We start from the raw sequence: 21,342 nt of genomic DNA, 5'->3' as shown, positions 1-21,342 counted from the left end.
AACTATTCCAATGCAGACAAGGCCTATTGCAAATGGCAAGGGAAACTTCTCCGGGTGGGGACGTCCGCTACGTATCAGGCCGCTATCTGCAATATCAAGGGCCAGGATACGTATTTGGGGTTGGACAAGGCCACGGGGAACACGACGAAACTACCGGCAACAGTCAGCGGCGGGGAGGTGACAGTGCTAAATCTCGATTACGTCTACAGCCTCAACGTGAGCAAATTTCAAATATCCAAGGGAAACAAGGTCATTGGAAGTGAGAAAATGCTCTCTTGGTTGGAAGCTGATGCATCAGAGCTGCGACTGCCGGGCGATCTTGGCATCAGCCAGCCCATTAGCTATCCAGTGTGTGACGGGAACGGCGTGGTCATCCTCGGGGTATCGTGGGATCCCTCAACTGACGCCTCGAGCATCCAACGACTGCTGATCGCAAATCCGGGCAGCGAATACATCCGCACTGACCTCGCCTGTGACAACTTCCGCAGCCCGTCCACCGAGAATAGCGATGGCAATTTCATCTACGCCGTCATACGCCTAGTTCAGGGAGACAAGGCCAAAGTGTGCGCAGCCATGGGACAGTACAAGGCCAGTAGTGGGGATTGGTTGGAAAACGACGTCGATCCAACTGCTAGGATCACTTGCCCTTAGCCGGTGCTCTCGCCATCAGTGGAAGCAACCGGTGGAGCAACTGCGATGATTGCGGTTCATCAATTCACGAATCGTCCTCGCTTCCAACGGGCGTGAAGGGCTGGCTAATGGGGTCGAAGTAATCCTTGCTGCCATCCAGTATGGATTCGAACTTAGCAACTTGCTGATTGATGTGACGATCGAGAACATGGTCGCGGAGATACGCCACTGTCAGTAGAGCGAGGCAGGCGAAGAATCCCATTCCGGCCGCGTATACCAAATACTTCGCAAGTACTTGGGCATACTCTCCAAAGGCCCAGAGGTTTACGGCAAAGGCGAGCCACGACATGCCGGCAATAACGGCCCAAAATACAGCAAGGATTATCATGACGCAGGCCCATCGTTTGAGCTTTCGGCGGCGAGACGATGCGTCGGTACCGGAGTGGACTGGAATGTCTCCCAAACTTGGTGAGTTTTTTGCCATTGGGGGATTCGCAGTAAATACGAAGCCATGAATTGATGCCAACGGGGGGATAAGGTCCGCCTGCATGATGGCCATTCCCTCCTCCTCACCGGCCCCGACAATTTGGAAACCAGGCCAGTTCAGGGCGATGGATGGAGGAATCAAGGTATCTACCAAGGCTGTGCCAAGACGTATCCTAAGTGGTTTCCCGCCATCGAAATCGGACGTCTTTATACTGGATTTGCAAGGGTTAACTAGAATCACTGCGGCCGTGTGCAGACCTGGAAAGTTATGTCCTTTGCGTCCACAAACAATCCTGAACTCTAGACGTTTCTTCTTACTGTCCCTGGTGAACTTCACCAGTTCGATGACGGCGGCCACGACTGCAGCCACGCCGCCCGACGCAGCAATAGTGAACCCAAGCCATTGATCCATACGCCTAATGTAGCCCTCGTTGTCCTTGCCCGGGAATCCATTTTCGGAATCGTCAGGGAACCGGTTGGCCCACATACCTACCACCTGGGCGCCCCGTCAAGCGCCTATTTGAGTAATCATGAACTGTAATATCACTTTTCAATCACGGAAATTCAGGTAAGGATTGGGTATCACAGTCGACACGCTTGGAGTTGCTTCACATGCCCACCCCCCACCGCCTGCACCCCGAGCTGGACTGCGGTATCGGCAAGTGGGACAAGCTTCTTTACGGCAACCACCGGATAGTGGTGACCGTGGCCGCGCTGCCGCAACATTGTCGAGCAGCCACGGTGACCCTGCCGTGGCGCCGCCAGGATCCCACGCCGGCAGATGTTGACGTCATTGTGGTCTCCGCCGCAACGGGCACACGGGTGCGCAATGTGGTGGCCGGGGAACGGAACCGGGCCAGCGGCACGTTTACCTTTGAACCCATCGACGGTGCCGGCGACTACTTCTTCTACTACCTGCCCTATGCCATGGCCGGCCACGCCCACTACCCGCAGGCACAGTACCTGCCCGCCCGTCCGACGGCGGACCCAGCCTGGGTGGGTGCCGTGTCGCCGAGCGTGTTCTCGGCTGAGCAGGGCCGCGGTGGCAGCAATGCCCCTTCCGCCGCGGCAATCCGCTACGAGGCCGCGAGTGAATGGGACACCTTCGCCCCGATGAACTTCACCGCCACGGACGCCGAACTGGCGGCACTCCACGCGGCCCATGCCGGCGCACCCTTCATGCTCTTTGCCCAGGACCGCCGCCATGCCATCTCCCTGAAGGATGCAATCCCGGCGCACTGGGCCATCGCGGGTCCCGCGGCCGTGGCCGGGGGAGCGCACAGGGCCGAGCCGCTCGTGGTGCAGGTGCAGCCCGGTGAGGACTACGTCATCCAGCTGGGGCTCTACGCTTGTGCCGACCTTGCCGACGTCACCGTGGCCGTCGCCGCCCAGGCGGATGGAGCCTGCGTTGCGGCCCGGTGCATCAATACGGCCGGGGTTGACCGCCTGGGCCGGCCGTTCACCAAAGCACTGGCTGTCGCCAGCGGCGCCGTCCAGGCGTTGTTCGTGGTGGTCCCGGTGCCCGCCACCGCAGCCGGTTCAAGCCTGGAAGCCGTCATTACCGTGGCCACGACCACCGGGGCCGCTGAACTGCCCGTGCGCCTCGACGTGGCGCTGGACGCCGAGCCGGACATCGCCGCCGGCGGTTTTGGCGACCCCCGCGCACTGCGGCGCCTGGCCTGGCTGGACTCCACCCTGGCCCAGGACGACGAGCTGGTGGCGCCGTTCACCGCCGTCGGTCTCGACGAATCCAGCCGGACGCTGTCCATCCTGGGCCGCACGGTTGAGCTCGCCCCCAACGGCCTGCCGGCGCAGCTGGGCTCCACGTTCACCTCCGCCGTGACGGCCCTTGACGGCCCGGCCCGGTCGCTCCTGCTCGAGCCCCTGGGCCTGCTGCCGGAGCCGGTGCAGGGCCCCGCGGCCTGGGAGTTTTCGCCGCTGGCCTTCACCACCCACGGCCCGGCCAGGGTGGCTTGGGAGTGTTCCTGGACCAGTGCGGACACGCCCCTGCGTGTCACGGTGGAAGGGCAGTTGGAGGCCGACGGCGCCGCCGAGTTCGCCGTCCGGCTGAGCGTCCCGGGCGGGGCCGGAGCCGTGGAACTAAACAATGTGGCGTTGACCGCGTCCTTTGATCCCGCGGCCGTGCCCTACGCCATGGGGCTCGGCGTGCCCGGAGGCACCCGCCCGGAGCGCATCGACTGGACGTGGGAGGTCGCCGCCAGGAACCAGGACTCACTGTGGCTGGGCGACAGCAACATCGGTGTGCAGCTGGCCCTGCGGGACGACAACTACGAGCGCCCGCTCAACACCAACTTTTATCGCGAGAAGCCGCTCATCGCCCCTGAATCCTGGGCCAATCCGGATGCGGAGACCGCCGGTGCCGGCGTCACGCTCGGGGCGGGTCGGAGCGCTAACGGACGCGACGCCGTCGTGCTTCAAGCGTTCAGCGGCGGACGGACCATGACGCCGGGGGAGAAGCTGAACTATGGTTTCCGGCTGCTCCTGACCCCGTTCAAGCCGATCGATCCAGCCCGCCAGCTGCGCAACAGGTACTTCCACGACCAGGGCAGCGTGGCGGATATTGCCGCCACGGGTGCCAGCGTCATCAACATCCACCATGCCACGGCCCTGGCCCCCTTCATCAACGACCCCCTGTTGCACGCCGACGCGCTGGCTGCGTACACGGCGCAGGCGCACGCGGCAGGGCTCAAGGTCAAGGTCTATGACACGGTGCGGGAGCTGACGGGGCACAGCCCTGACCTGCTGCCTCTGCTGTCTCTGGGCCAGGAGATCTTCAGCGACGGACCCGGCAAGGGGCACATTTGGCCGCAGGAACATGCCGGTGCCCACTATGTGTCAGCCTGGTATGCGCCCAACGTTGACGACATCGCCGTGGTGACGGCGGGCGAGTCCCGCCTGCAAAACTGGTACATCCGCGGGCTCGACGAACTGGTGCGCAGGACAGGCCTGGACGGCATCTACCTGGACGACATCGCCTATGACCGCCAGGCCATGAAGCGTGTGCGCAAGGTGCTGGCGCGGCGCTGCGAGGACCCGGAAATCGACATCCACTCAGCCAACCAGTTCAACGACAGGGACGGCTTCGCATCCTCCGCGAACATGTACATGGAACAGCTGCCCTACACGGACAGGCTGTGGCTGGGCGAGTACTTTGACTACGACAACACCGATCCGGCGTATTGGCTCGTGGAGGTCTCCGGGATCCCGTTCGGCCTGATGGGCGAGATGCTTCAGAGCGGCGGCAACCCGTGGCGGGGCCTGGTTTTTGGCATGACGGGCCGGGCCCCGCGCGTGGACAACAGGGCCCTGTGGTCGCTCTGGGCCGCTTACGGCCTGGCCGAAGCGCCCATGGTGGGGCACTGGGCTGTTGATGTGCCTGTGCGCAGCAGCCACCCCGAGGTGCTGGCCACGTCCTGGATCACGCCGTCAGGGCTGGTCACGGCGCTGGCCAGCTGGGCCGCGGAACCGGTGTCCGTGACGTTGGAGTTTGCCCCGGAGTTCGCGCACCTGGCAACGGCTGCCGCGGTGGCGCCCTTCGTTGACGGCTTCCAGGACGCCGCAACCTTTGCTCCGGGCACCGCCATCACCGTGGCGCCGCGCCGGGGCGTGGTGTTGGTGGTCAACCGGGCGTAGTTTCACCCGGGCGGGCGCGGAAACCCGCGCCCGCCCCTCCAGGATGTTGGGCCCGGAGAGCAGTCCCAGGACATAGCTTCCATTCTGCGTGGTCCTGGCCGCTGGGCACTGTCACGGCCACCACCTTGCGGTCCTCCGCACTGCCATGCCTGGCGTGCCCAAGAGTAGGGGTTGGGACGCCGCCGGGAATGATGGAAGTAGGTCTCGAAAATGAAACTTAGATCAGCTTCTTGCATCTGTGGACCGCATCACTTATCTTTGTTAAACGGTTAACATGGCGGGGGTCACAAACACCACGCCGCAGTGCCGCAGGAGGGGATGAAAAGCCTCAGCAGAAACAAGGAGAGCCATGAGCCAAATGCAACAGGAGTCGGTCGAGCGTCTTGACGCCACGGATGACATCCCCGCGGTGAGCAAAGCCCGCAGTGGCCGCAGCAAAACCAAGCGCGGCAAGCTGCCGGTGGACCACGACGGCCTGCCCGTGCGCCACGTGGGTTGGAGGTCGCGCCTGCGCCGGGACAAGCAGATGCTCATCATGATGATCCCGGGCGTGCTGTTCCTGGCACTGTTTTTCTACATCCCGATCCTGGGCAACGTCATTGCCTTCCAGGACTACCAGCCATTCCTGGGCATCTCGGCCAGCGACTGGGTGGGGTTGACGAACTTCGTGGACCTGTATTTCAACCCGGACTTCTGGGTGGCGTTCCGCAATACCATGGTGCTGGCAGTCTGGCAGCTGCTGTTCTTCTTCCCCGTACCCCTGGGCCTGGCGCTTGTGGTGGACTCGCTCATCAGCACCAAGATCCGCCGCTGGTTCCAGTCGCTGGTCTACCTGCCGCACTTCCTGTCCTGGGTGCTCGTCATCGCCTTGTTCCAGCAGGTCCTTGGCGGGGCAGGGCTGGTCAACAACACGCTGCGGGACATGGGCCTGGACACCATCCCGTTTATGACCAACCCCGAGACCTTCCCCCTGCTGGCCACCGTCCAGCTCATCTGGAAGGAGTGCGGTTGGGCCATGATCATCTTCCTGGCCTCGCTGGCCGCCATTGACGGCTCCCTTTACGAGGCGGCAGCAGCCGACGGCGCAGGCCGCTGGCGTCGCATGTGGCACATCACCTTGCCGGGGCTGCGCTCCATCATCGTGCTGCTGTTGATCCTACGCATCGGCGACATCCTCAGCGTCGGCTTCGAGCAGTTCCTGCTCCAGCATGACGCCGTAGGGGCGGGGGCTGCCGAGGTGCTCGACACCTTCACCTACTTTGCCGGCGTGGTCGGCGGTGGTTGGAGCATGGGTGCCGCCGCTGGCCTGGCCAAGGGCGTGGTTGCCGCCCTGCTCATCTGGGGCGCCAACTCGCTGGCCCACCGCATGGGGGAACCCGGAATCTTCCAGAAGAAGGTCGGCTGATCCGGGCCCCGGCCAGGACCAAGCCGTATAAGGAGAAAATCATGACCGCAACACTTCAGGAGCGGCGCGCCACTCGGCGCCGCAACAAGGCACTGAGCTTCAACCCTGGCCGCCCCGCCTGGAAGGAGCCGGCATCACCGCTCTACAACTTCATCAAGGCCGTCATTGTCGGCGGGATCAGCCTCTCGATCGTGATCCCGATCATGCTGGTGGTCTCCACCTCACTCGCCGATGACAAGCAGCTCATCGCGGCCGGCGGCTTTGTCCTCTGGCCCACCAACCCCACCTTCGCCGCCTACCAGGCGATCTTCAGCGGCGAGTTCATGTTCCGGGCCCTGGGCGTCAGTGCCGTCATCACGGCCGTCGGCACCGTGCTGGCACTCTTCGTCACCATCACTATGGCCTACGCCACCTCCCGGCCGGTCATGTTCGGACGGCCCGTGCTGCTGCTGGTGCTGTTCACCCTGCTCTTTGCCCCAGGCCTGATCCCCATGTTCCTCATGGTCAAGCAGCTGGGACTGCTGAACACTTTGTGGTCGTTGATCCTGCCGAGCGTCTTTGCCGCCTTCAACTTTGTGGTCATGCGATCCTTCTTCATGAACATCCCCACCGAGCTGATTGAAGCAGCCCGCATCGACGGGGCCAGTGACTTCATGATCCTGCGAAAGATCGTGTTGCCGCTGTCCAAGGCCGTGATCGCCGTCGTCGGACTCTTCTACGCCGTGGGCTTCTGGAACGCGTTCTTCAACGCCATGCTCTACATCAACGACCAGACGCTGTACCCCGTCCAGCTGGTGCTGCGCAACTACGTGGTGCAGGGCGGCTCCATGGCGGAGGCCATCGGCGTCGCGACCAGCCCGCCGCCGCAATCCATGCAGATGGCCATCGTGGTCGTGGCACTGGTTCCCATCCTCATCGTCTACCCGTTCCTGCAAAAGCACTTCAACAAGGGCGTCATTACCGGCGCCGTCAAGGGCTAACCCCTTCCGCAAGCAAACCCATCAGCAAGCCACCCAAACCTGAAAGAGGAAAAGACATGAAACGAGTTGTCAACGAAGCCCGGGTTTCACGCCGGAACTTTCTGAGCCTCGCCGGCGCATCCGTCGCCGCCATTGCCCTGACCGGAACCCTGTCCGCCTGCGGCGGCGGGGGAGCCAAAACTAGCAGCGGCGCCGAAGCCTCCAAGAAGGTGGTCCTGCCCACCTACAAGGAATTCACCGGCGTCACCGCCGATCTTCCCGGCAATGCCAAGGGCCTGGAATCCGCATTCCTGACCATGCCCAAGCCAGTGGTCTCCGCCAAGGGTGCCCCGCTCACCGGACCCATCAGTCTGCTTTCGGAAACCTTCGAGGTCATGGCCCCGGCCATGCCGGACAACCCCTTCTGGCAGCGCCTGAACACCGCACTGGGCGGCGAGTTCAAGATGCAGATTGTTGAAGACATTGGAGACGGCTACCCGGCCAAGTTCGCCACCATTCTCGCCGGTGGTGACCTGCCGGACCTCATGTGGATCCCGCCGAACCAGGGCATCCCGAACGTGGGGCCCATGCTGGAGGCCAAATTCCAGGATCTGACCCCCTATCTCTCCGGCGACGCAGTCCTGGAGTACCCGAACCTGGCCGCACTCAAGCCCGACTCCTGGCGCACGGCCGTGGTCAATGGCAAGATTTGGGGCGCACCCATCCCCAGCACCCCCTTTGGCCAGGTCATGGTTGGCACCTCACGCACTTGGGAGAAGGTGGGTGGCCTGAACGCCAAGAATGCCGACGAGTTCTTTGAAAAGGCCAAGGAACTGAGCAACCCCGGCAAAAAGCAGTACGCGCTGGAACCTGCCTACATCAACGTGCTGCACATGATCACCGAATGGCTCGGCGCACCCAACTCCTGGGCCGTCAACAAAGACCGTTCGCTGACCCACATTTATGAAACCGATGCCTACATTGCCGGTCTGGAATACGCCGCCAAGCTGTTCGCCGCCGGAGCCTTCTACCCGGACGCCGGCGTCACCAACACCAAGGCACTTATTCTCAACGGCACACTGGGTGCCGTTGTGACGGCCGGCCCTCGTGACGTCCGGGGTTTCCGTGCCATGGACAAGGACGTGAAGATGGAAATCCTCGTTCCGTTCAGCTTCGACGGCACCATCAAGCCCACCTACGACATGGGCTACGGCACGGTGGGTTACACCGCGTTCAAGAAGGCCGACGAGAAGCGCATCAAGGAGCAGCTGGCCCTGATCAACTGGCTGTCCGCGCCGTTTGGTACCTCCGAGTACCTCATGAAGAACTTCGGTGCCGAAGGGAAGGACTTCACCTTCGACGCGGACGGCAACCCCATCATGACCGAAGAAGGCCAGAAGAACCTCCCTGGCGTCGTCAGCGCACTGAACATCATGTCCAGCCCCGAATCAGTGCTGTACAACCCCGGCTTCCCGGAAGACACCAAGTACGTGCACGCAACGGAGGAGAAGCTGCTGGAATTCGCCTGGCGCAACCCCACCAACGGCAGCTACTCCGACACCAACGCCAAGGTCGGTCCGAAGATCACCAAGATTGTCCGCGACAAGACGATCGACATCATCACCGGCCGCGCCAAGGTTTCCGACCATGCCGAGGTGCTCAAGCGCTGGAAGTCCGAGGGCGGTGACAAGATCCGCGCAGAGTATGAGGCAGACCTTAACCCAGATGCCCCCGTGTTCACGCAGCAGCCGGTCAAGAAGTAGACTCCGGGACGGACCGGCACGCCACCGCGTGCCGGTCCGCCGCACCACCATCACGCACCACTACCCGCCGGGCACCAGAGAATGAGGAAAGGACGCTGCCGGACATGATTCGACCGACCATTAAGACAGTGGCTGCAGAGGCAGGCGTCTCCACGGCAACGGTTTCCTACGTCCTTGCCGGGCGCACGAAGGGAAACGGTTCCGGAATTTCACCGGCAACCGCCCAGCGGGTCCACGCTGCCGCAACCAGGCTGGGCTACCGGCCCAACCAGGCCGCCCGGACCATCAGGACCGGCAGGTCCAACCTGATGATGCTCTCCCTGACCATGCTTTCGGACCCTTGGTCCCTGTCCGTCAGCAAGGCCGTCGGTGCGGCGGTTGTCCCCGCCGGCATCACCCCCATGATTCTTGCCGACACGGATTGGCGCACGGCCATCAAACGGCAGGGCGCCGATGTTATCTTCATTGATGCAGCGGAGCGGCCGGGCGACGCCGGGCTCCTGGCCGAAATGGCGCGGGGAAATAACTTGGTGGTCTTCAGCGAAACGCTGGAACCGGAGGGCTTCGATGTGATCCGTTCCATGGCCGGAGACTCCATGGCAAAGGCCATGGACCATCTGACAGCAGGCCACACCAAGGTGGCGGCATTGACGACCTCCGGCAGCGTGGAATCGTCCGGTCCCACCAGGTACCGGGCTTACACGGCCGGGCTTGAACGGGCCGGCATTGAGTTCCGGCAGGACTACGTGGCCACCTTTGAGGGGGATGAGGTCAGTGCCTACCAGGCGGCCGTGGCCCTGCTGCAATTGCCTGACCCGCCCACCGCCATCTTTGCCACGTCCGACTTTGCGGCCATCGCGGCCGTCCATGCCGCCGAGCGGCTCAGGATGGCGGTGCCCGATGATGTGGTGGTGCTCGGCATTGGCAACACCATGGCCGGCGAGGCCATGACTCCGTCGCTGACCACCATTGGCCCCACTGATTTTTACGCCGGCCTGGCAGATTTTCTGGTGGCAAGGGCACAGGACCCCGACAAGCCGAACCAGGTGTTGGAATTCCCGTGGCGGCTTATTGTGCGCGATTCCGCCCCGGCCCACCCCTAATTTTCGTTTTTCGACCAAGAAAGAAGTTGTGTTGTGACAGATTTGGTTCAGGCCCGCCCGGACAGTGAGCAGGCCGTGCAGGACATGCGTATTGGGATCGTCGGCTTTGGCTTGCGGGCGTCGCTGTGGAAGCAGGTGCACAAGCCCGGGCAGGGATCGGAAGTGGTGATGGTGTGTGATGTTTCCGAGCGCGGCCGTGCCGATGCTGCGGAAAAGATTCCTACCGCCGCCATCACAGGCGACCTCGAAGAGCTGCTGGCCGCCCGGTTGGACGCCGTGCTGGTGTTGACCCCCGACAACCGCCACGCAGAGGTTGCCGTGCAGACGCTCAAGGCCGGCATCCCCACCTTCTGCGAGAAGCCCCTGGATGTCACCCTTGAGGCCGCCGACGCCATTTTGACCACAGCTTTTGAGACCGGCACCCGCCTCTACGTTGGCCACAACATGCGCCACATGCCCGTGGTCGTCCAGATGCGCGAGCTGATCCAGGCCGGCACCATCGGCGAGGTCAAGGCTGTCTGGTGCCGCCACTTTGTGGGCAACGGCGGCGACTACTACTTCAAGGACTGGCATGCCGAGCGCGCCAACACCACCTCCCTTCTGCTGCAAAAGGGTGCCCATGACATTGATGTGATCCACTGGCTGGCCGGCGGCTACACCAAGCGGGTCTCCGCCATTGGCGATTTGGCCGTGTACGGGGGCGTCACTTCGCGCAGGGACAACAGTGACAGGCGCATGGGGGACTGGTTCTCGCTGGACAACTGGCCCCCCGCGGAGCAGACGGACCTGAACCCGGTCATCGACGTCGAGGACATTTCCATGATGCAGATGGTGTTGGACAACGGCGCGCTGGCGTCCTACCAGCAGTGCCATTTCACCCCTGACTACTGGCGCAACTACACGGTCATTGGCACCAAGGGCCGGATCGAGAACTTTGGTGACGGCCCCGGGGACGTCATCAAGGTCTGGACTACGCGCAGCCAGACCGGTTATGTGGCCCCCGATGCTGAAATTGAAATCCGCGACGGCGACGGCGGCCATGGCGGAGCCGACCCGCTGCTGATTGCCGAGTTCCTGCGCTTCGCCCGCGACGGCGGTGCCACCGAGACTTCGCCCATCGCTGCCCGCGCCTCGGTTGCGGCCGGTGTGCTGGCGGCCCAGTCGCTGCGGTCCGACGGCGGAGCCCTGACGGTGCCGGAACTGCGCGCCGAGCTCGTGGAGTACTTCAACGCCGGCCAGCCGGCGCGCAGCTAGGCGCATGTCTGCGTCGCCAGCGTGGCGAAGGCGTGCCACGCTGGCGATGACGGATGAAATTAGGCCAGCGCACCCATCGGGTCCCAGGCGGGCAGTACTACGGGTTCGGCGTCCAGGGCCTGGCGAAGTTCGGGGGAGAGTCGGTTCTTGTTGACCACGACCTCGAACACGTACTCGTCGAACCAGTTGTCGGCCATCGTGTAGAAGCCCTGGTCGCCGCTTTCATCGCCCCAGCTGTTCTCCACCCGCCAGCGGCGGGTCCGCCCTTCCAGCACGTCCACGCCGGTCAGCAGCATGGCGTGGGTCATGGCCGATGCGCCGAAGCGGACACGGGACTCCTTGTCCAGGGCAAGCTCGGCGCCGTAGAGGCCCGCATAGTCGTAGAGGCGGGCGTCCCAGATGCCGTCCTTGCGGGCCATCTGCGGTCCCACGTCGCAGCCAAACCAGACGGGCTGCCCGTCAAGGATGGCATCCCTGGCCATGGCCTTGGCCACGGCGATATCTACATTGAGGTAGAGTACCGGCGCCGCGCCGAGAACATTGCCCAGGTGCTCCACCGTCAAGGTGCTGCCCTTCGGGTGCTCCGCCCTGGGATCATCCACGAGGCAGACGTAGTCCTGGAGGTTGATGGTGGTGTACCTGGCGAGGAATTCCTGCGGGGTCAGATCACCCTCGCGGTGGAAGACCTTCTTGTCGTCGGTGTATTCCCACTCGAAAGACGTTGGCGGGGTGCCAAGGTGCAGGGTGAGGATCCTGTGCACCTCAGTGATGATCCGGGCCCGGGCCCGTTCCTCCCCGGCCGTGTCCCCGGCGTGGCGGAGGGCGCGGAGTTCCTTTGCACCGCGGCGCAACAGCAAGCACAGCACCGCATTCATCCGGTTGGTGTTGGAGGACGATTCGGTCTCCGGCATGGCGGCCTTGGGTACGGCCCCGTACTTGGCGAAGATGTTCACCGCCATGTCCCACTGCCCGCCGTCGCTGAGCACGTTCTGCAGCAGGTAGGAGACCAGGCGGTCGTCCTCGGGCCGGTCGGCTGTTTCCAGGATCGACGCCAGGAAATAATTGGCCCGCTCCAGCTTGTCGAAGTACATGGCGTAGTTCTGGGAGAACTCGAACTCCTTGATATCCAGCTCCGCCTTGGCACCGGCCCGCAACAGGTTCAGGGCCGCGAAAAGCCAGCACCGCCCCGACTTCTTCTGGTTCGTGACCTTCCAGTCGTCAATGCGGTTCGAGACTGTGGTGGAGAGGGCGGTCGCGAGCTGGTGGTCGACGGCGAGTTCGTCCACGCTGACCCTGGCAATCGCGTTTTGCATGCGTTTGAGGACAGGGTCGGCGGCGAAGGCCTTGTGCAGGTCCGCAAGCTGTCCTGCGGTTAGTGACGTGGCGGTCGTATCTGTGATGGCGGTCATGTATTCCGTTCTATCCTGATTCCGCACCGGCGGCAACCGCGGGGACTACTGGGCCGTCAGCTCCGCCATGACCTCCTGCAAGGCCTGGGCCACGAGCATGACAGAGGCCCGCTTCAGGTTTTCGGGGCGGGCCAGCAGGTCAATCCGGCGCCTGGTGTTGATCCCGGTGAGCGGCCGCAGCACCACGCCGGGGTTCAGCGCCGCCCCCGGGGCCAGGGCCGGGCTTGAGGTGTAGCGCGGCAGCAGGCCAATGAGCTCTCCTGTGGACACCAGGGCAGCGGCCGCCGAATAGTCGTTGATCCTGTGCACCACGTTCACCGGGCAGCTCGTGACGGCTCCAATGGCGGTCAGCACATCCGCGGGGGAGTAGCCGCTGCGGCTTGCCACCCACGGATAAGCCACGACGTCGGACGGGGACAGGGATGCCTTCGCCGCCAGCGGGTGGTCCTCGGCGACGGCAATGTCAAGAGGTTCGTGGGCCAGGGGGATGACCCGCACCCGCGACTCCGGCCACGCCGGGCTGTGGTCCATGCGGTGCGCCAGGACCAGGTCATACCGGGCCGTCAGTGCCGGGAAGTCCTGCTGTGCCACGTCCTCGTCCGAGATCCGCAGCGCCGGGACGGCCCCCGCACCCGGTGCCGGGGAATCACGCATGCCCGCCAGGCGCCGGACCAGGGGCGCGAACAGGGCCTGGCCGGCGCTGTGGAAGCCGCTGAGCGTGACTGTTCCGCCGGCGTCGTGCTCATACGTGCCGATCGCGGCGCGGGCCGCGGCCATGGCGTCGGTGACTTGTGCGGCAGCGTCCGCCAGCACCTTCCCGGCCTCCGTCAGCACCAGGTTTCGCCCGTCCTTGCGGGTCAGCGGCGTGGCCACCTGGCGTTGGAGCAGTGAAATTTGCTGGGACACGGCCGAGGGTGTGACCCGCAGGGTGTCGGCGACGGCCTTGACGCTGCCCAGCTCGCCCAGCTCGCGCAGCATTTGAAGTTGATGAAGTTCCACGCACTCAGGCTACCATTTAGCATTTACTTAATCGATGATGGAGAAATTGTCGATTGTGCTAAATGGTTTTGGCGGCTGTAATGGAAAGCACACCACCGCATCGTCAAAGCACAACAGGAAAGTCAGCCATGAAAGCTCTCTACAAGTCCGGCGCACATGCAGGGTTCGAACTCGTTGAACGTCCCGAACCCGAAGCCGGTCTCCGCGACGTAAAAATCAAGGTTGGCACCACAGGCCTGTGCGGTACCGATCTGCACATCCAATCCTGGGATGCGTGGGCTGCGGCCACCATCGCAGCCCCGCTCATTGCCGGCCATGAGTTCTACGGCGAAGTGGTGGAGGTCGGGGCCGACGTGCACGATGTCAAGGTGGGCGACAAGGTTTCCGGTGAAGGCCATGTGGTGTGCGGCATGTGCCGCAACTGCCGCGCCGGGCGCCGCCACATGTGCATCAACACCATCTCCGTGGGCGTGCAGCGCGACGGCGCATTTGCCGAATACGTCGTGATCCCCGAATCCAACGTCTGGGTCCACCACGACCCCTCCATCACCCCCGAGCTCGGCGCCATCTTCGACCCGCTGGGCAACGCAGTTCATACGGCACTGAGCTTCGGTCTTGTGGGCGAGGACGTGCTCATCACCGGCGCCGGCCCCATCGGACTGATGGCCATCGCCGTCGCCCGTCATGCCGGAGCCCGCAAGATTGCCATCACCGACGTCTCCGAACCGCGCCTGGCCATGGCCGCCGCGATGGGCGCCGACCTCGCGGTGAACGTGGCCACCACGCGCCTGAAGGAAGCACAGCGCCAGCTTGGCATGCGCGAAGGATTCGACATAGGCCTTGAAATGTCAGGCCACCCCACGGCACTGCCTGAAATGATCGACAACATGAACCACGGCGGCCGCATCGCCATGCTCGGCCTGCCCAGCGAATCAATTGACATCAACTGGGGCAAGGTCGTCACCCACATGCTCACCCTGAAGGGCATCTACGGCCGCGAAATGTTCGAGACCTGGTACGCCATGAGTGCCATGCTCTCCTCCAACCCCGTGCTGCGCAAGGCCGTCGCCAGTGTTGTCACCGATGTCCTTCCCGCCACAGAATGGGAGCAGGCCTTTGAGATCGCCCGGTCCGGCCGCGGCGGCAAAGTGGTCCTGGACTGGTCGGTCTTCTCCTAGCACCTGCGCATGCTCCGTACGACGGCGGAACCTCAGGTTCCGCCGTCGTCCATCCTTTCCCTTACCTCACCCAAGGAGTTTCCATGTACACCTCCATGAAGGACGAGCTCGCCGCCGAGCTCACCGAAATCCGCACCGCCGGCCTGTTCAAGACCGAACGCCAGATCACCTCCGCCCAGTCCAGCCACGTGACGGCGGGCCCGCTTGACGGCGCCACCGCGCCGGTGCTGAACTTCTGCGCCAACAACTACCTCGGCCTGGCCGACCACCCGGAGATCATCGGCGCGGCGAAGTCGGCCATGGACAGCCACGGCTTCGGCATGGCCAGCGTCCGCTTCATCTGCGGCACCCAGGACCTGCACCTGCAGCTGGAGGCAGCCGTCTCCACGTTCCTTGGCACCGAGGACACCATCTTGTTCTCCTCCTGCTTTGACGCCAACGGCGGCGTGTTCGAGTCCCTGTTCGGCGCACAGGACGCGATCATTTCCGACGCCCTGAACCACGCGTCCATCATTGACGGTATCCGCCTGTCCAAGGCCGCGCGCTTCCGCTACGCCAACCAGGACATGGCAGATCTTGAAGTCCAGCTGAAGGCCGCCGCCGCCATGAACGACGGCGCCGGGGCCCGCCGCACCATCATCGTCACCGACGGCGTGTTCTCCATGGACGGCTTCCTTGCACCGTTGGCGGCCATTTGCGACCTCGCCGAGCAGTACGGCGCCCTGGTCATGGTTGATGACTCCCACGCCGTCGGCTTCATGGGTGCCACGGGCGCCGGCACACCCGAGCACGCCGGAGTCTCGGACCGTGTGGACATCTACACCGGAACCTTCGGCAAGGCCCTCGGCGGGGCATCGGGCGGCTACGTTTCAGGCCGCGGCGAAATCGTCGCCATGCTGCGCCAGAAGGCCCGCCCGTACCTGTTCTCCAACTCGCTGGCCCCCGCCATCGTGTCGGCAACGCTCAAGGCCCTTGAACTCGTCGAGGGGTCCGCCGAGCTGCGCACCCGCCTATTCGAGAACGCCGAACTGTTCCGCACCCGTATGACAGCCGAAGGCTTCGAGCTGCTCCCCGGTGAGCACGCCATTGTCCCCGTCATGTTCGGCGACGCCGTCGAGGCCGCCCGCGTTGCCGATGAAATGCTCAAGCACGGCGTCTTCGTCACCGCGTTCAGCTTCCCGGTAGTGCCGCGCGGTGCAGCCCGCATCCGCGTCCAGCTCTCCGCCGCGCACAGTGCAAACGACGTCGAAGCCTGCGTGGCCGCGTTCGTCGCCGCCCGCGGCTAGGAAGTGCCACCGCATGGCAGGATGAAACCATGACTTTCGCATGGGACATCAGGGCGCGCGTGCAATTCGAGGGCGACGCCCACGTCCAGGAGGACAGCTGCGGCTTCAACGGCCCGAACGCCTGGATCATCGACGGCGCCACCACGCTCCTTGAGCCGATCGAGTTGCCTGCGGCATCGAATCCGCAGTGGCTGGCACAACAGCTGTCAATGAGCCTGGCCGTGGGGGCCGCTGATCCGCAGCGGCAGGGGGTCCGCGCCGTGCTGGCCGCCGCCCTGGCCGCCGTCGACGCCGCCGCCACGCCCCTTGTCGGCGACGAGCGGGTGCGCTTTCCCAGTGCGGCGATCTCCGTGGCCCGGCTCAACGGGCAGGGTGTTGAGATCGCCGGTCTTGCCGACTGCACCGTGGTTGTCAGGACGGACGACGGCGCAACCCACCTCGTGCGTGCCGAGCTCGCCGACTCCCGCATCCCGGCAGAGGCAACGGATGCGACCCGCGTGGAACTCCTGAAGGCGGACCGCGCCGTGCGCAACACCCCCGGCAGGCTGTGGGTCGCCCGGCGCGAACCCGAGGCTGCCGACCATGCGCACGTCATCCAGCTTGGCCGGCCCGAGCTGATGGTGATGGCAAGCGACGGGGCCTGGCGCGCCGTCGACCTTGGCCTTGTCAGCGGGCCCGAGGAATTCCTGGCCCGCACCGCCACAACCCTTGACGCGCTGGGCCTGATGCATGAACTGCGCCTCCATCAGGCAGGAATTGGCGAGGTGGCCGACGACGCCACAGTCCTGGCCCTCGCCCCGGGTCTGTGACGTACTTATTGCATCAAATGAGCGACAGTAAGCGCTTTCCAGTGCAGTAAGTGCGTCACAGACCGAGGGGGTTACGGTGAGACCGTCCTGAACCCCAGGTTTCCGCTGGCCGACTCCGGCGAGTTTGAACTGCGTGCCGCGAGCCTGTAGCGGTTGCAGTAGGAGTCGTGGCACAGGTATGAGCCGCCGCGCATGACCCTGCCACGGCCGATCGTTGGCCCTGCCGGATCGGTCACCGTACCCTGGGCCAGGCATGTCTTGTAGTACTTGGGCAGGAACCAGTCGGCGCACCACTCCCACACGTTGCCGCTTGTCTGGAACAGGCCGAACGCGTTTGGCTCGAAGCACTCAACGGGCGCCGTGGTGAGGAATCCGTCCTCGCACGTGTTCTCCGTGGGGAAGGTGCCCTGCCAAATGTTGCAGTGGTGGAGCCGATCCCCGTTGGCAGCCACGCCGTGGAGCTCGTTACCCCAGGGGTAGCGGGCCTGGGCAACACCGCCGCGGGCGGCATACTCCCATTGGGCCTCGGTGGGCAGCGCCCTGCCGGCCCACGCGCAATACGCCAGCGCATCGGTGTGGGAGACCTGGGTGACGGGGTGGTCGGGGATGTCCTGCCAGGAGGACAGCGGCCCGGCGGGGTGGGCCCAGTCGGCCCCGCGCACATTCAACCACCACGGGGTGCCCGACGCCGTGCCAAGGATGTCCGGCCGTTCGGCCTGCACGGCCAGATGGAACACGGCCGAAGTCCCGTAGGCCTCGGACTCGGTGCGGTACCCGGTGGCGTCAACGAACGCGGCGAAGGCTGCATTGCTGACTGCCGTCGTGTCGATGCTAAAGGCCGACACCTCGACCTCGTGGACAGGGGTTTCACCGTCGCGGGGATAGCCCTCCTCGAAGGGGTCGCCCATGGCGAAGCGGCCGCCCGGGAGGCTGACCTCCCGGGGCACGGTGGTGGCCGCTGCCGCCTGGCGGGGCGGAACGCTAAGCGGGAAAAGCTGCGGCGCCGCGGCGGCGTGTTCTGCGTGGTCGTCCCGGCCGGGACTGCAACAACTTGACATGGTCTCTCTTCGCTCCGGGCAACTGGGGGTTTAGCTCAAGTCTAGGCAGTCGGCGGGGTGTCCGCCGCCACGTCCATGGTGCCCGGAACCTTGCCCTGTGTTGGCGCAGGAAGGCACCCATGTGCCACCATGGCCCCATGGAGACGCAGGTATTGATCATTGGTGGCGGCATTGCTGGGCTTTCCTTGGCGTGGCGGCTGGCGCCGGCGATCCCCGTGGTGGTGGTTGAGGCAGAAGCAACACTTGCCTTTCACACATCGTCACGGTCGGCCCGCCAGATGCAGCCAAGCTACGGCCCTGCACCCATCGCGGAACTGACGCGGCGAAGCATCAAGATGGTGCGGGACATTTCCGCCTCGCTGGTCGCGCCGATCCTCAAGCCCCGGCCGCTGTTGACCTTGGGCACTGTCGAAGAGGTTGTGGCGCTTGTGGCCGCCCATCCGGGTCTGGAGGTCATCGGTCACGCCGAGACCCTGCGGCGAAGCCCCGACCTGCACGCCGACGTGTTTGAGGCCGCGGCCCTCGACGGCACAGCCATGGAGGTGGATGTTCCGGCCCTCATCGAGCACTACCGCAGCCAGGCCGTCGCCGCCGGCGCGGTCGTGCTGACGGGCGCCCCCGTGACACGCATCGATGCTACGGCACGGGACAGTGCCCCTGGATTCACTGTCCTGGCGTGGGAGCAGGTGATCTCTGCCGCCTTGGTGGTCAACGCGGCGGGGGCGTGGGCCGACACCGTTGCCGCCATGGCTGGCGCGGCCCCGCGCGGACTCGTGCCGTACAGGCGCAGCGTGGCCATCGTGTCCACGAAGCTCCCGGTGGACCCCGCCGGGCCCATGGTCGAGCCGGTCGATGAGAGCTTCTATTACAGGCCCGACGGCGGGCACCTGCTGATCTCCCCGTGCGAGTCGGTGCCGGCCGAGCCGGGCGACGCACGGGTGGTCGATGCCGACATCGCCGAACTGATCGGGCGCATTGACGCGGTGACATCGTTGGGGGTGGCCGGCGTCGTCCGCGCCTGGACGGGGCTCCGCACCCAGCCTGCCGACGGGCTGCCTGTCGTCGGTTTTGATGCGAGTGTGCCGGGCTTCTTCTGGCTGGCGGGGCAGGGAGGCTACGGCATCCAGACATCGGCGGCCCTGGCAACCCTGGCCGCGGCGCTGATCACGGGGACACTGCCCAATGACGACCACGACCTTGCCTCCGCGCTCAGCCCCCAGCGGGCGGGGCTGAAGTAGGCGACTGCCTCAGCTCGTGGCGCCGGAGGCGATCACGCCTACGCCCAGCACGGCCATAATGGCGCTGCTGATGCGCTCAATGAGTGAGTTGACCTTGGGCTTGCGCAGCCATTTCATGGCCCGATAAGCCACGAAGGCGATTGCCGCCAGGTAGAGGAAACCGATCACGGCCAGCGTCAGGCCCAGCACCATGGCCATGGCCAGGGTGTTGACGCCGTGGGGGATGAACTGCGGCACCACGGCCAGGTAAAACAAGCCGACTTTGGGATTGAGCAGCGTGGAGACGAGCCCGGCGGCGAAACCTGCGCGCTTGCTGTAAACCAGCGGCTGGTGCCTCTCGCTCCCGGCGGCAATGCCCGCCTTGGCAGCCTTGCGTGCCTTGAAGAAGGAGGAAATGCCCAGGTAGAGCAGGTACAGCCCGCCGGCAACTTTAATCCACCTAAACACCTCGGCCGACTGCTCCAGAATCGCGGCCAGGCCAAACCCCACCAGGGCGGCCCACACCAGTGCGCCCACGCCGGAGCCAGCCGCGGCGGCAATCCCGGCACCTACCCGGTTGAGTGAAATGCGCAGCACCATGAAGGTGTCGGGTCCGGGAATGAGCGCCAGCATCAGGCACAGCCCGGCAAAGCCCAGCAGAGAAACTAAAGTCATAACCTCCATTGTCCGTGCCGTGGAAGACCATCGGCAACCTGGCCGCCGTCGCGGTACGGGTTGGTGTCTGTTATGCCAGACGCGGCACTGTTGCCGGCGGCCCGTGCCGGGTTGCGCCGTCGTACGCTAAAGGCATGAGTGAATTAATCAGCAACATTGGCGAATTGATGACCCAGGACGGTGACCTCGGCACGCTGCGCGACGCGGCGGTGGTGCTCGAGGGGGAGCGTATAGCGTGGATCGGGCCCAGCGCCTCCGCGCCCGCGGCGGACACCCGCACCGACGCGCAGGGCAGGGCCGTGCTGCCCGGCTGGGTGGATTCTCACTCGCACCTGATCTTCGCGGGGGACCGCACGGCCGAGTTTGAGGCGCGCATGGCCGGGGAAAGCTACAGCGCCGGCGGCATTGCCGTCACTGTCGATGCCACCCGCGCGGCCGGCGACTACGACCTCACGCGCCTGGGCATGGGCCGGGTCGCCGAGGCCGTCTCCCAGGGCACCACCTACCTTGAAACCAAGACCGGGTACGGCCTTGACGTGGACAATGAGGCCCGCAGCGCCAGGATCGCCTCCACCGTTGCCGACGAGGTCACCTACCTCGGCGCCCACCTCGTCCCGGCCGGCATGGACGCCGAGGAATACACCGAGCTCGTGTGCACCGAGATGCTCGACGCCGTGCGGCCGTACGCGAGATGGGCCGACGTGTTCTGTGAGCGAGGGGCGTTCACGCCCGCCCAGTCCCGGCGCGTCCTTGCGGCATGCCGCGACGCGGGGCTTGGCCTGCGCGTCCACGGGAACCAGCTGGGCCCGGGCGCCGGCGTTTCTCTTGCCGTGGAGTTTGCTGCCGCCAGCGTTGACCACGTCAATTTCCTGACTGACGACGACGTCGCCCTCCTCGCGCAGTCATGGTCGGGTTGGGACGTGGCCGCCAATGCCGGGCGCGGGGCCGGGGTGCGCGGGACGGTGGCCACCGTGCTGCCCGCCTGCGACCTCTCGACCCGGGCGCCGCTGGCACCGGCGAAGCGGCTCCTTGAGGCAGGCGTGCAGATTGCCATGGCCTCCAACTGCAACCCCGGAACGTCCTACACGTCCTCGATGGCTTTTTGCGTGACGACGGCAGTGCTGCAGATGGGGCTCAGCGTGCATGAGGCGGTGCGGGCCGCAACCTATGGGGGAGCGCTGGCGCTTGGCCGCGAATCCGGGGTCGACGTCGACGGGAAGCGGGCCGTTGGCACCCTCGCCGTGGGCCACAGGGCCGACCTACACATGCTCAAGGCCCCGTCGGCCACACACCTTGCGTACCGTCCGGGCATCCCGATGACTGCCGGTGTGTGGCGTGCCGGAGTGCGCGAAGTCTAGTTTTCCCTGCTTAAACAACTGACCCGCAGCAGTGGTTGAAAATGTCCCGTTTCGGGGATATTTCCGACCTCTGCTGCGGGTCAGTTGTTGGGTTTAGCT

17 protein-coding genes are annotated in these 21,342 nt (G+C 64.8%); 12 read left to right on the top strand and 5 right to left on the bottom strand.

Features of this window, described 5'->3' with window-relative positions; genetic code table 11:
• The coding region (locus AAGW05_RS07865) for a hypothetical protein (protein WP_411803934.1) at window positions 1-651 on the top strand (651 nt) is incomplete at its 5' end.
• Window positions 652-715: 64 nt separating this feature from the next.
• Here AAGW05_RS07865 and AAGW05_RS07860 read toward each other — a convergent pair.
• Window positions 716-1,528, bottom strand: coding sequence for a hypothetical protein (locus tag AAGW05_RS07860; protein WP_411803933.1), 813 nt, complete (start codon window positions 1,526-1,528; stop codon window positions 716-718).
• Window positions 1,529-1,728: 200 nt separating this feature from the next.
• On the opposite strand from AAGW05_RS07860, the gene AAGW05_RS07855 reads away from it, so the two are divergent.
• From AAGW05_RS07855 to AAGW05_RS07830, 6 genes are all read left to right on the top strand, one after another.
• Window positions 1,729-4,770 (top strand): glycoside hydrolase domain-containing protein, encoded by a 3,042-nt coding sequence (locus tag AAGW05_RS07855; protein WP_411803931.1) that lies wholly within the window; start codon window positions 1,729-1,731, stop codon window positions 4,768-4,770.
• 349 nt (window positions 4,771-5,119) lie between these two features.
• Window positions 5,120-6,175 (top strand): ABC transporter permease, encoded by a 1,056-nt coding sequence (locus AAGW05_RS07850; protein ID WP_411803930.1) that lies wholly within the window; start codon window positions 5,120-5,122, stop codon window positions 6,173-6,175.
• A 41-nt stretch (window positions 6,176-6,216) separates the two neighbouring features.
• The gene (locus AAGW05_RS07845; protein WP_411803928.1) at window positions 6,217-7,155 is read left to right on the top strand and encodes a carbohydrate ABC transporter permease; all 939 of its coding nucleotides are present in this window, start codon (window positions 6,217-6,219) and stop codon (window positions 7,153-7,155) included.
• A gap of 56 nt (window positions 7,156-7,211) precedes the next feature.
• Complete coding sequence (locus tag AAGW05_RS07840; protein ID WP_411803927.1) at window positions 7,212-8,897, top strand: sugar ABC transporter substrate-binding protein; 1,686 nt, start codon at window positions 7,212-7,214, stop codon at window positions 8,895-8,897.
• 104 nt (window positions 8,898-9,001) lie between these two features.
• Window positions 9,002-10,000, top strand: coding sequence for a LacI family DNA-binding transcriptional regulator (locus AAGW05_RS07835; protein ID WP_411803926.1), 999 nt, complete (start codon window positions 9,002-9,004; stop codon window positions 9,998-10,000).
• An 84-nt stretch (window positions 10,001-10,084) separates the two neighbouring features.
• Entirely contained in the window at window positions 10,085-11,254 is a 1,170-nt protein-coding gene (locus AAGW05_RS07830; protein ID WP_411803952.1) for a Gfo/Idh/MocA family protein, read from the top strand.
• A gap of 59 nt (window positions 11,255-11,313) precedes the next feature.
• Here AAGW05_RS07830 and AAGW05_RS07825 read toward each other — a convergent pair whose 3' ends face one another.
• Window positions 11,314-12,663 (bottom strand): aminopeptidase C, encoded by a 1,350-nt coding sequence (locus tag AAGW05_RS07825; protein ID WP_411803925.1) that lies wholly within the window; start codon window positions 12,661-12,663, stop codon window positions 11,314-11,316.
• Between the two features lie 45 nt (window positions 12,664-12,708).
• Window positions 12,709-13,662: a LysR family transcriptional regulator gene (locus tag AAGW05_RS07820; RefSeq protein ID WP_411803924.1), complete on the bottom strand. Its 954-nt coding sequence runs from the start codon at window positions 13,660-13,662 to the stop codon at window positions 12,709-12,711.
• A gap of 128 nt (window positions 13,663-13,790) precedes the next feature.
• Between AAGW05_RS07820 and tdh the strand changes: the two genes are divergently transcribed.
• The 3 genes from tdh to AAGW05_RS07805 all read left to right on the top strand — a co-directional run bounded on the left by tdh (window position 13,791) and on the right by AAGW05_RS07805 (window position 16,935).
• On the top strand, window positions 13,791-14,840 hold the full coding sequence (gene tdh, locus AAGW05_RS07815) for an L-threonine 3-dehydrogenase (protein ID WP_411803923.1): 1,050 nt from the start codon (window positions 13,791-13,793) through the stop codon (window positions 14,838-14,840).
• Between the two features lie 83 nt (window positions 14,841-14,923).
• Window positions 14,924-16,126, top strand: a complete 1,203-nt coding sequence (locus AAGW05_RS07810; protein WP_411803922.1) for a glycine C-acetyltransferase — start codon at window positions 14,924-14,926, stop codon at window positions 16,124-16,126.
• Window positions 16,127-16,155: 29 nt separating this feature from the next.
• On the top strand, window positions 16,156-16,935 hold the full coding sequence (locus tag AAGW05_RS07805) for a hypothetical protein (RefSeq protein WP_411803921.1): 780 nt from the start codon (window positions 16,156-16,158) through the stop codon (window positions 16,933-16,935).
• A gap of 71 nt (window positions 16,936-17,006) precedes the next feature.
• Here the strand turns inward: AAGW05_RS07805 and AAGW05_RS07800 are convergent, their stop codons facing one another.
• Window positions 17,007-17,993, bottom strand: coding sequence for a formylglycine-generating enzyme family protein (locus tag AAGW05_RS07800; protein ID WP_411803920.1), 987 nt, complete (start codon window positions 17,991-17,993; stop codon window positions 17,007-17,009).
• A gap of 137 nt (window positions 17,994-18,130) precedes the next feature.
• Between AAGW05_RS07800 and AAGW05_RS07795 the strand changes: the two genes are divergently transcribed.
• On the top strand, window positions 18,131-19,231 hold the full coding sequence (locus tag AAGW05_RS07795) for an NAD(P)/FAD-dependent oxidoreductase (protein WP_411803919.1): 1,101 nt from the start codon (window positions 18,131-18,133) through the stop codon (window positions 19,229-19,231).
• Between the two features lie 9 nt (window positions 19,232-19,240).
• On the opposite strand, the gene AAGW05_RS07790 is transcribed toward AAGW05_RS07795, so the two are convergent.
• Window positions 19,241-19,885: a LysE family translocator gene (locus tag AAGW05_RS07790; RefSeq protein WP_411803918.1), complete on the bottom strand. Its 645-nt coding sequence runs from the start codon at window positions 19,883-19,885 to the stop codon at window positions 19,241-19,243.
• Between the two features lie 134 nt (window positions 19,886-20,019).
• On the opposite strand from AAGW05_RS07790, the gene AAGW05_RS07785 reads away from it, so the two are divergent.
• Window positions 20,020-21,243: an amidohydrolase family protein gene (locus AAGW05_RS07785; protein WP_411803917.1), complete on the top strand. Its 1,224-nt coding sequence runs from the start codon at window positions 20,020-20,022 to the stop codon at window positions 21,241-21,243.
• The last annotated feature ends 99 nt before the right edge of the window (window positions 21,244-21,342 follow it).

This window comes from Arthrobacter sp. LAPM80, from assembly GCF_046736435.1.
In the GTDB taxonomy this organism is placed as follows: Bacteria; Actinomycetota; Actinomycetes; order Actinomycetales; family Micrococcaceae; genus Specibacter.
Note: the sequence above shows the minus strand (reverse complement) of the source record. Positions and strands in the feature narration are given on the sequence as shown.

Coding starts and splice junctions, on each gene's coding strand:
- AAGW05_RS07860 (WP_411803933.1), bottom strand. CDS start 1,528: ATGGATCAATGGCTTGGGTTCACTATTGCTGCGTCGGGCGGCGTGGCT.
- AAGW05_RS07855 (WP_411803931.1), top strand. CDS start 1,729: ATGCCCACCCCCCACCGCCTGCACCCCGAGCTGGACTGCGGTATCGGC.
- AAGW05_RS07850 (WP_411803930.1), top strand. CDS start 5,120: ATGAGCCAAATGCAACAGGAGTCGGTCGAGCGTCTTGACGCCACGGAT.
- AAGW05_RS07845 (WP_411803928.1), top strand. CDS start 6,217: ATGACCGCAACACTTCAGGAGCGGCGCGCCACTCGGCGCCGCAACAAG.
- AAGW05_RS07840 (WP_411803927.1), top strand. CDS start 7,212: ATGAAACGAGTTGTCAACGAAGCCCGGGTTTCACGCCGGAACTTTCTG.
- AAGW05_RS07835 (WP_411803926.1), top strand. CDS start 9,002: ATGATTCGACCGACCATTAAGACAGTGGCTGCAGAGGCAGGCGTCTCC.
- AAGW05_RS07830 (WP_411803952.1), top strand. CDS start 10,085: ATGCGTATTGGGATCGTCGGCTTTGGCTTGCGGGCGTCGCTGTGGAAG.
- AAGW05_RS07825 (WP_411803925.1), bottom strand. CDS start 12,663: ATGACCGCCATCACAGATACGACCGCCACGTCACTAACCGCAGGACAG.
- tdh (WP_411803923.1), top strand. CDS start 13,791: ATGAAAGCTCTCTACAAGTCCGGCGCACATGCAGGGTTCGAACTCGTT.
- AAGW05_RS07810 (WP_411803922.1), top strand. CDS start 14,924: ATGTACACCTCCATGAAGGACGAGCTCGCCGCCGAGCTCACCGAAATC.
- AAGW05_RS07805 (WP_411803921.1), top strand. CDS start 16,156: ATGACTTTCGCATGGGACATCAGGGCGCGCGTGCAATTCGAGGGCGAC.
- AAGW05_RS07800 (WP_411803920.1), bottom strand. CDS start 17,993: ATGTCAAGTTGTTGCAGTCCCGGCCGGGACGACCACGCAGAACACGCC.
- AAGW05_RS07795 (WP_411803919.1), top strand. CDS start 18,131: ATGGAGACGCAGGTATTGATCATTGGTGGCGGCATTGCTGGGCTTTCC.
- AAGW05_RS07790 (WP_411803918.1), bottom strand. CDS start 19,885: ATGACTTTAGTTTCTCTGCTGGGCTTTGCCGGGCTGTGCCTGATGCTG.
- AAGW05_RS07785 (WP_411803917.1), top strand. CDS start 20,020: ATGAGTGAATTAATCAGCAACATTGGCGAATTGATGACCCAGGACGGT.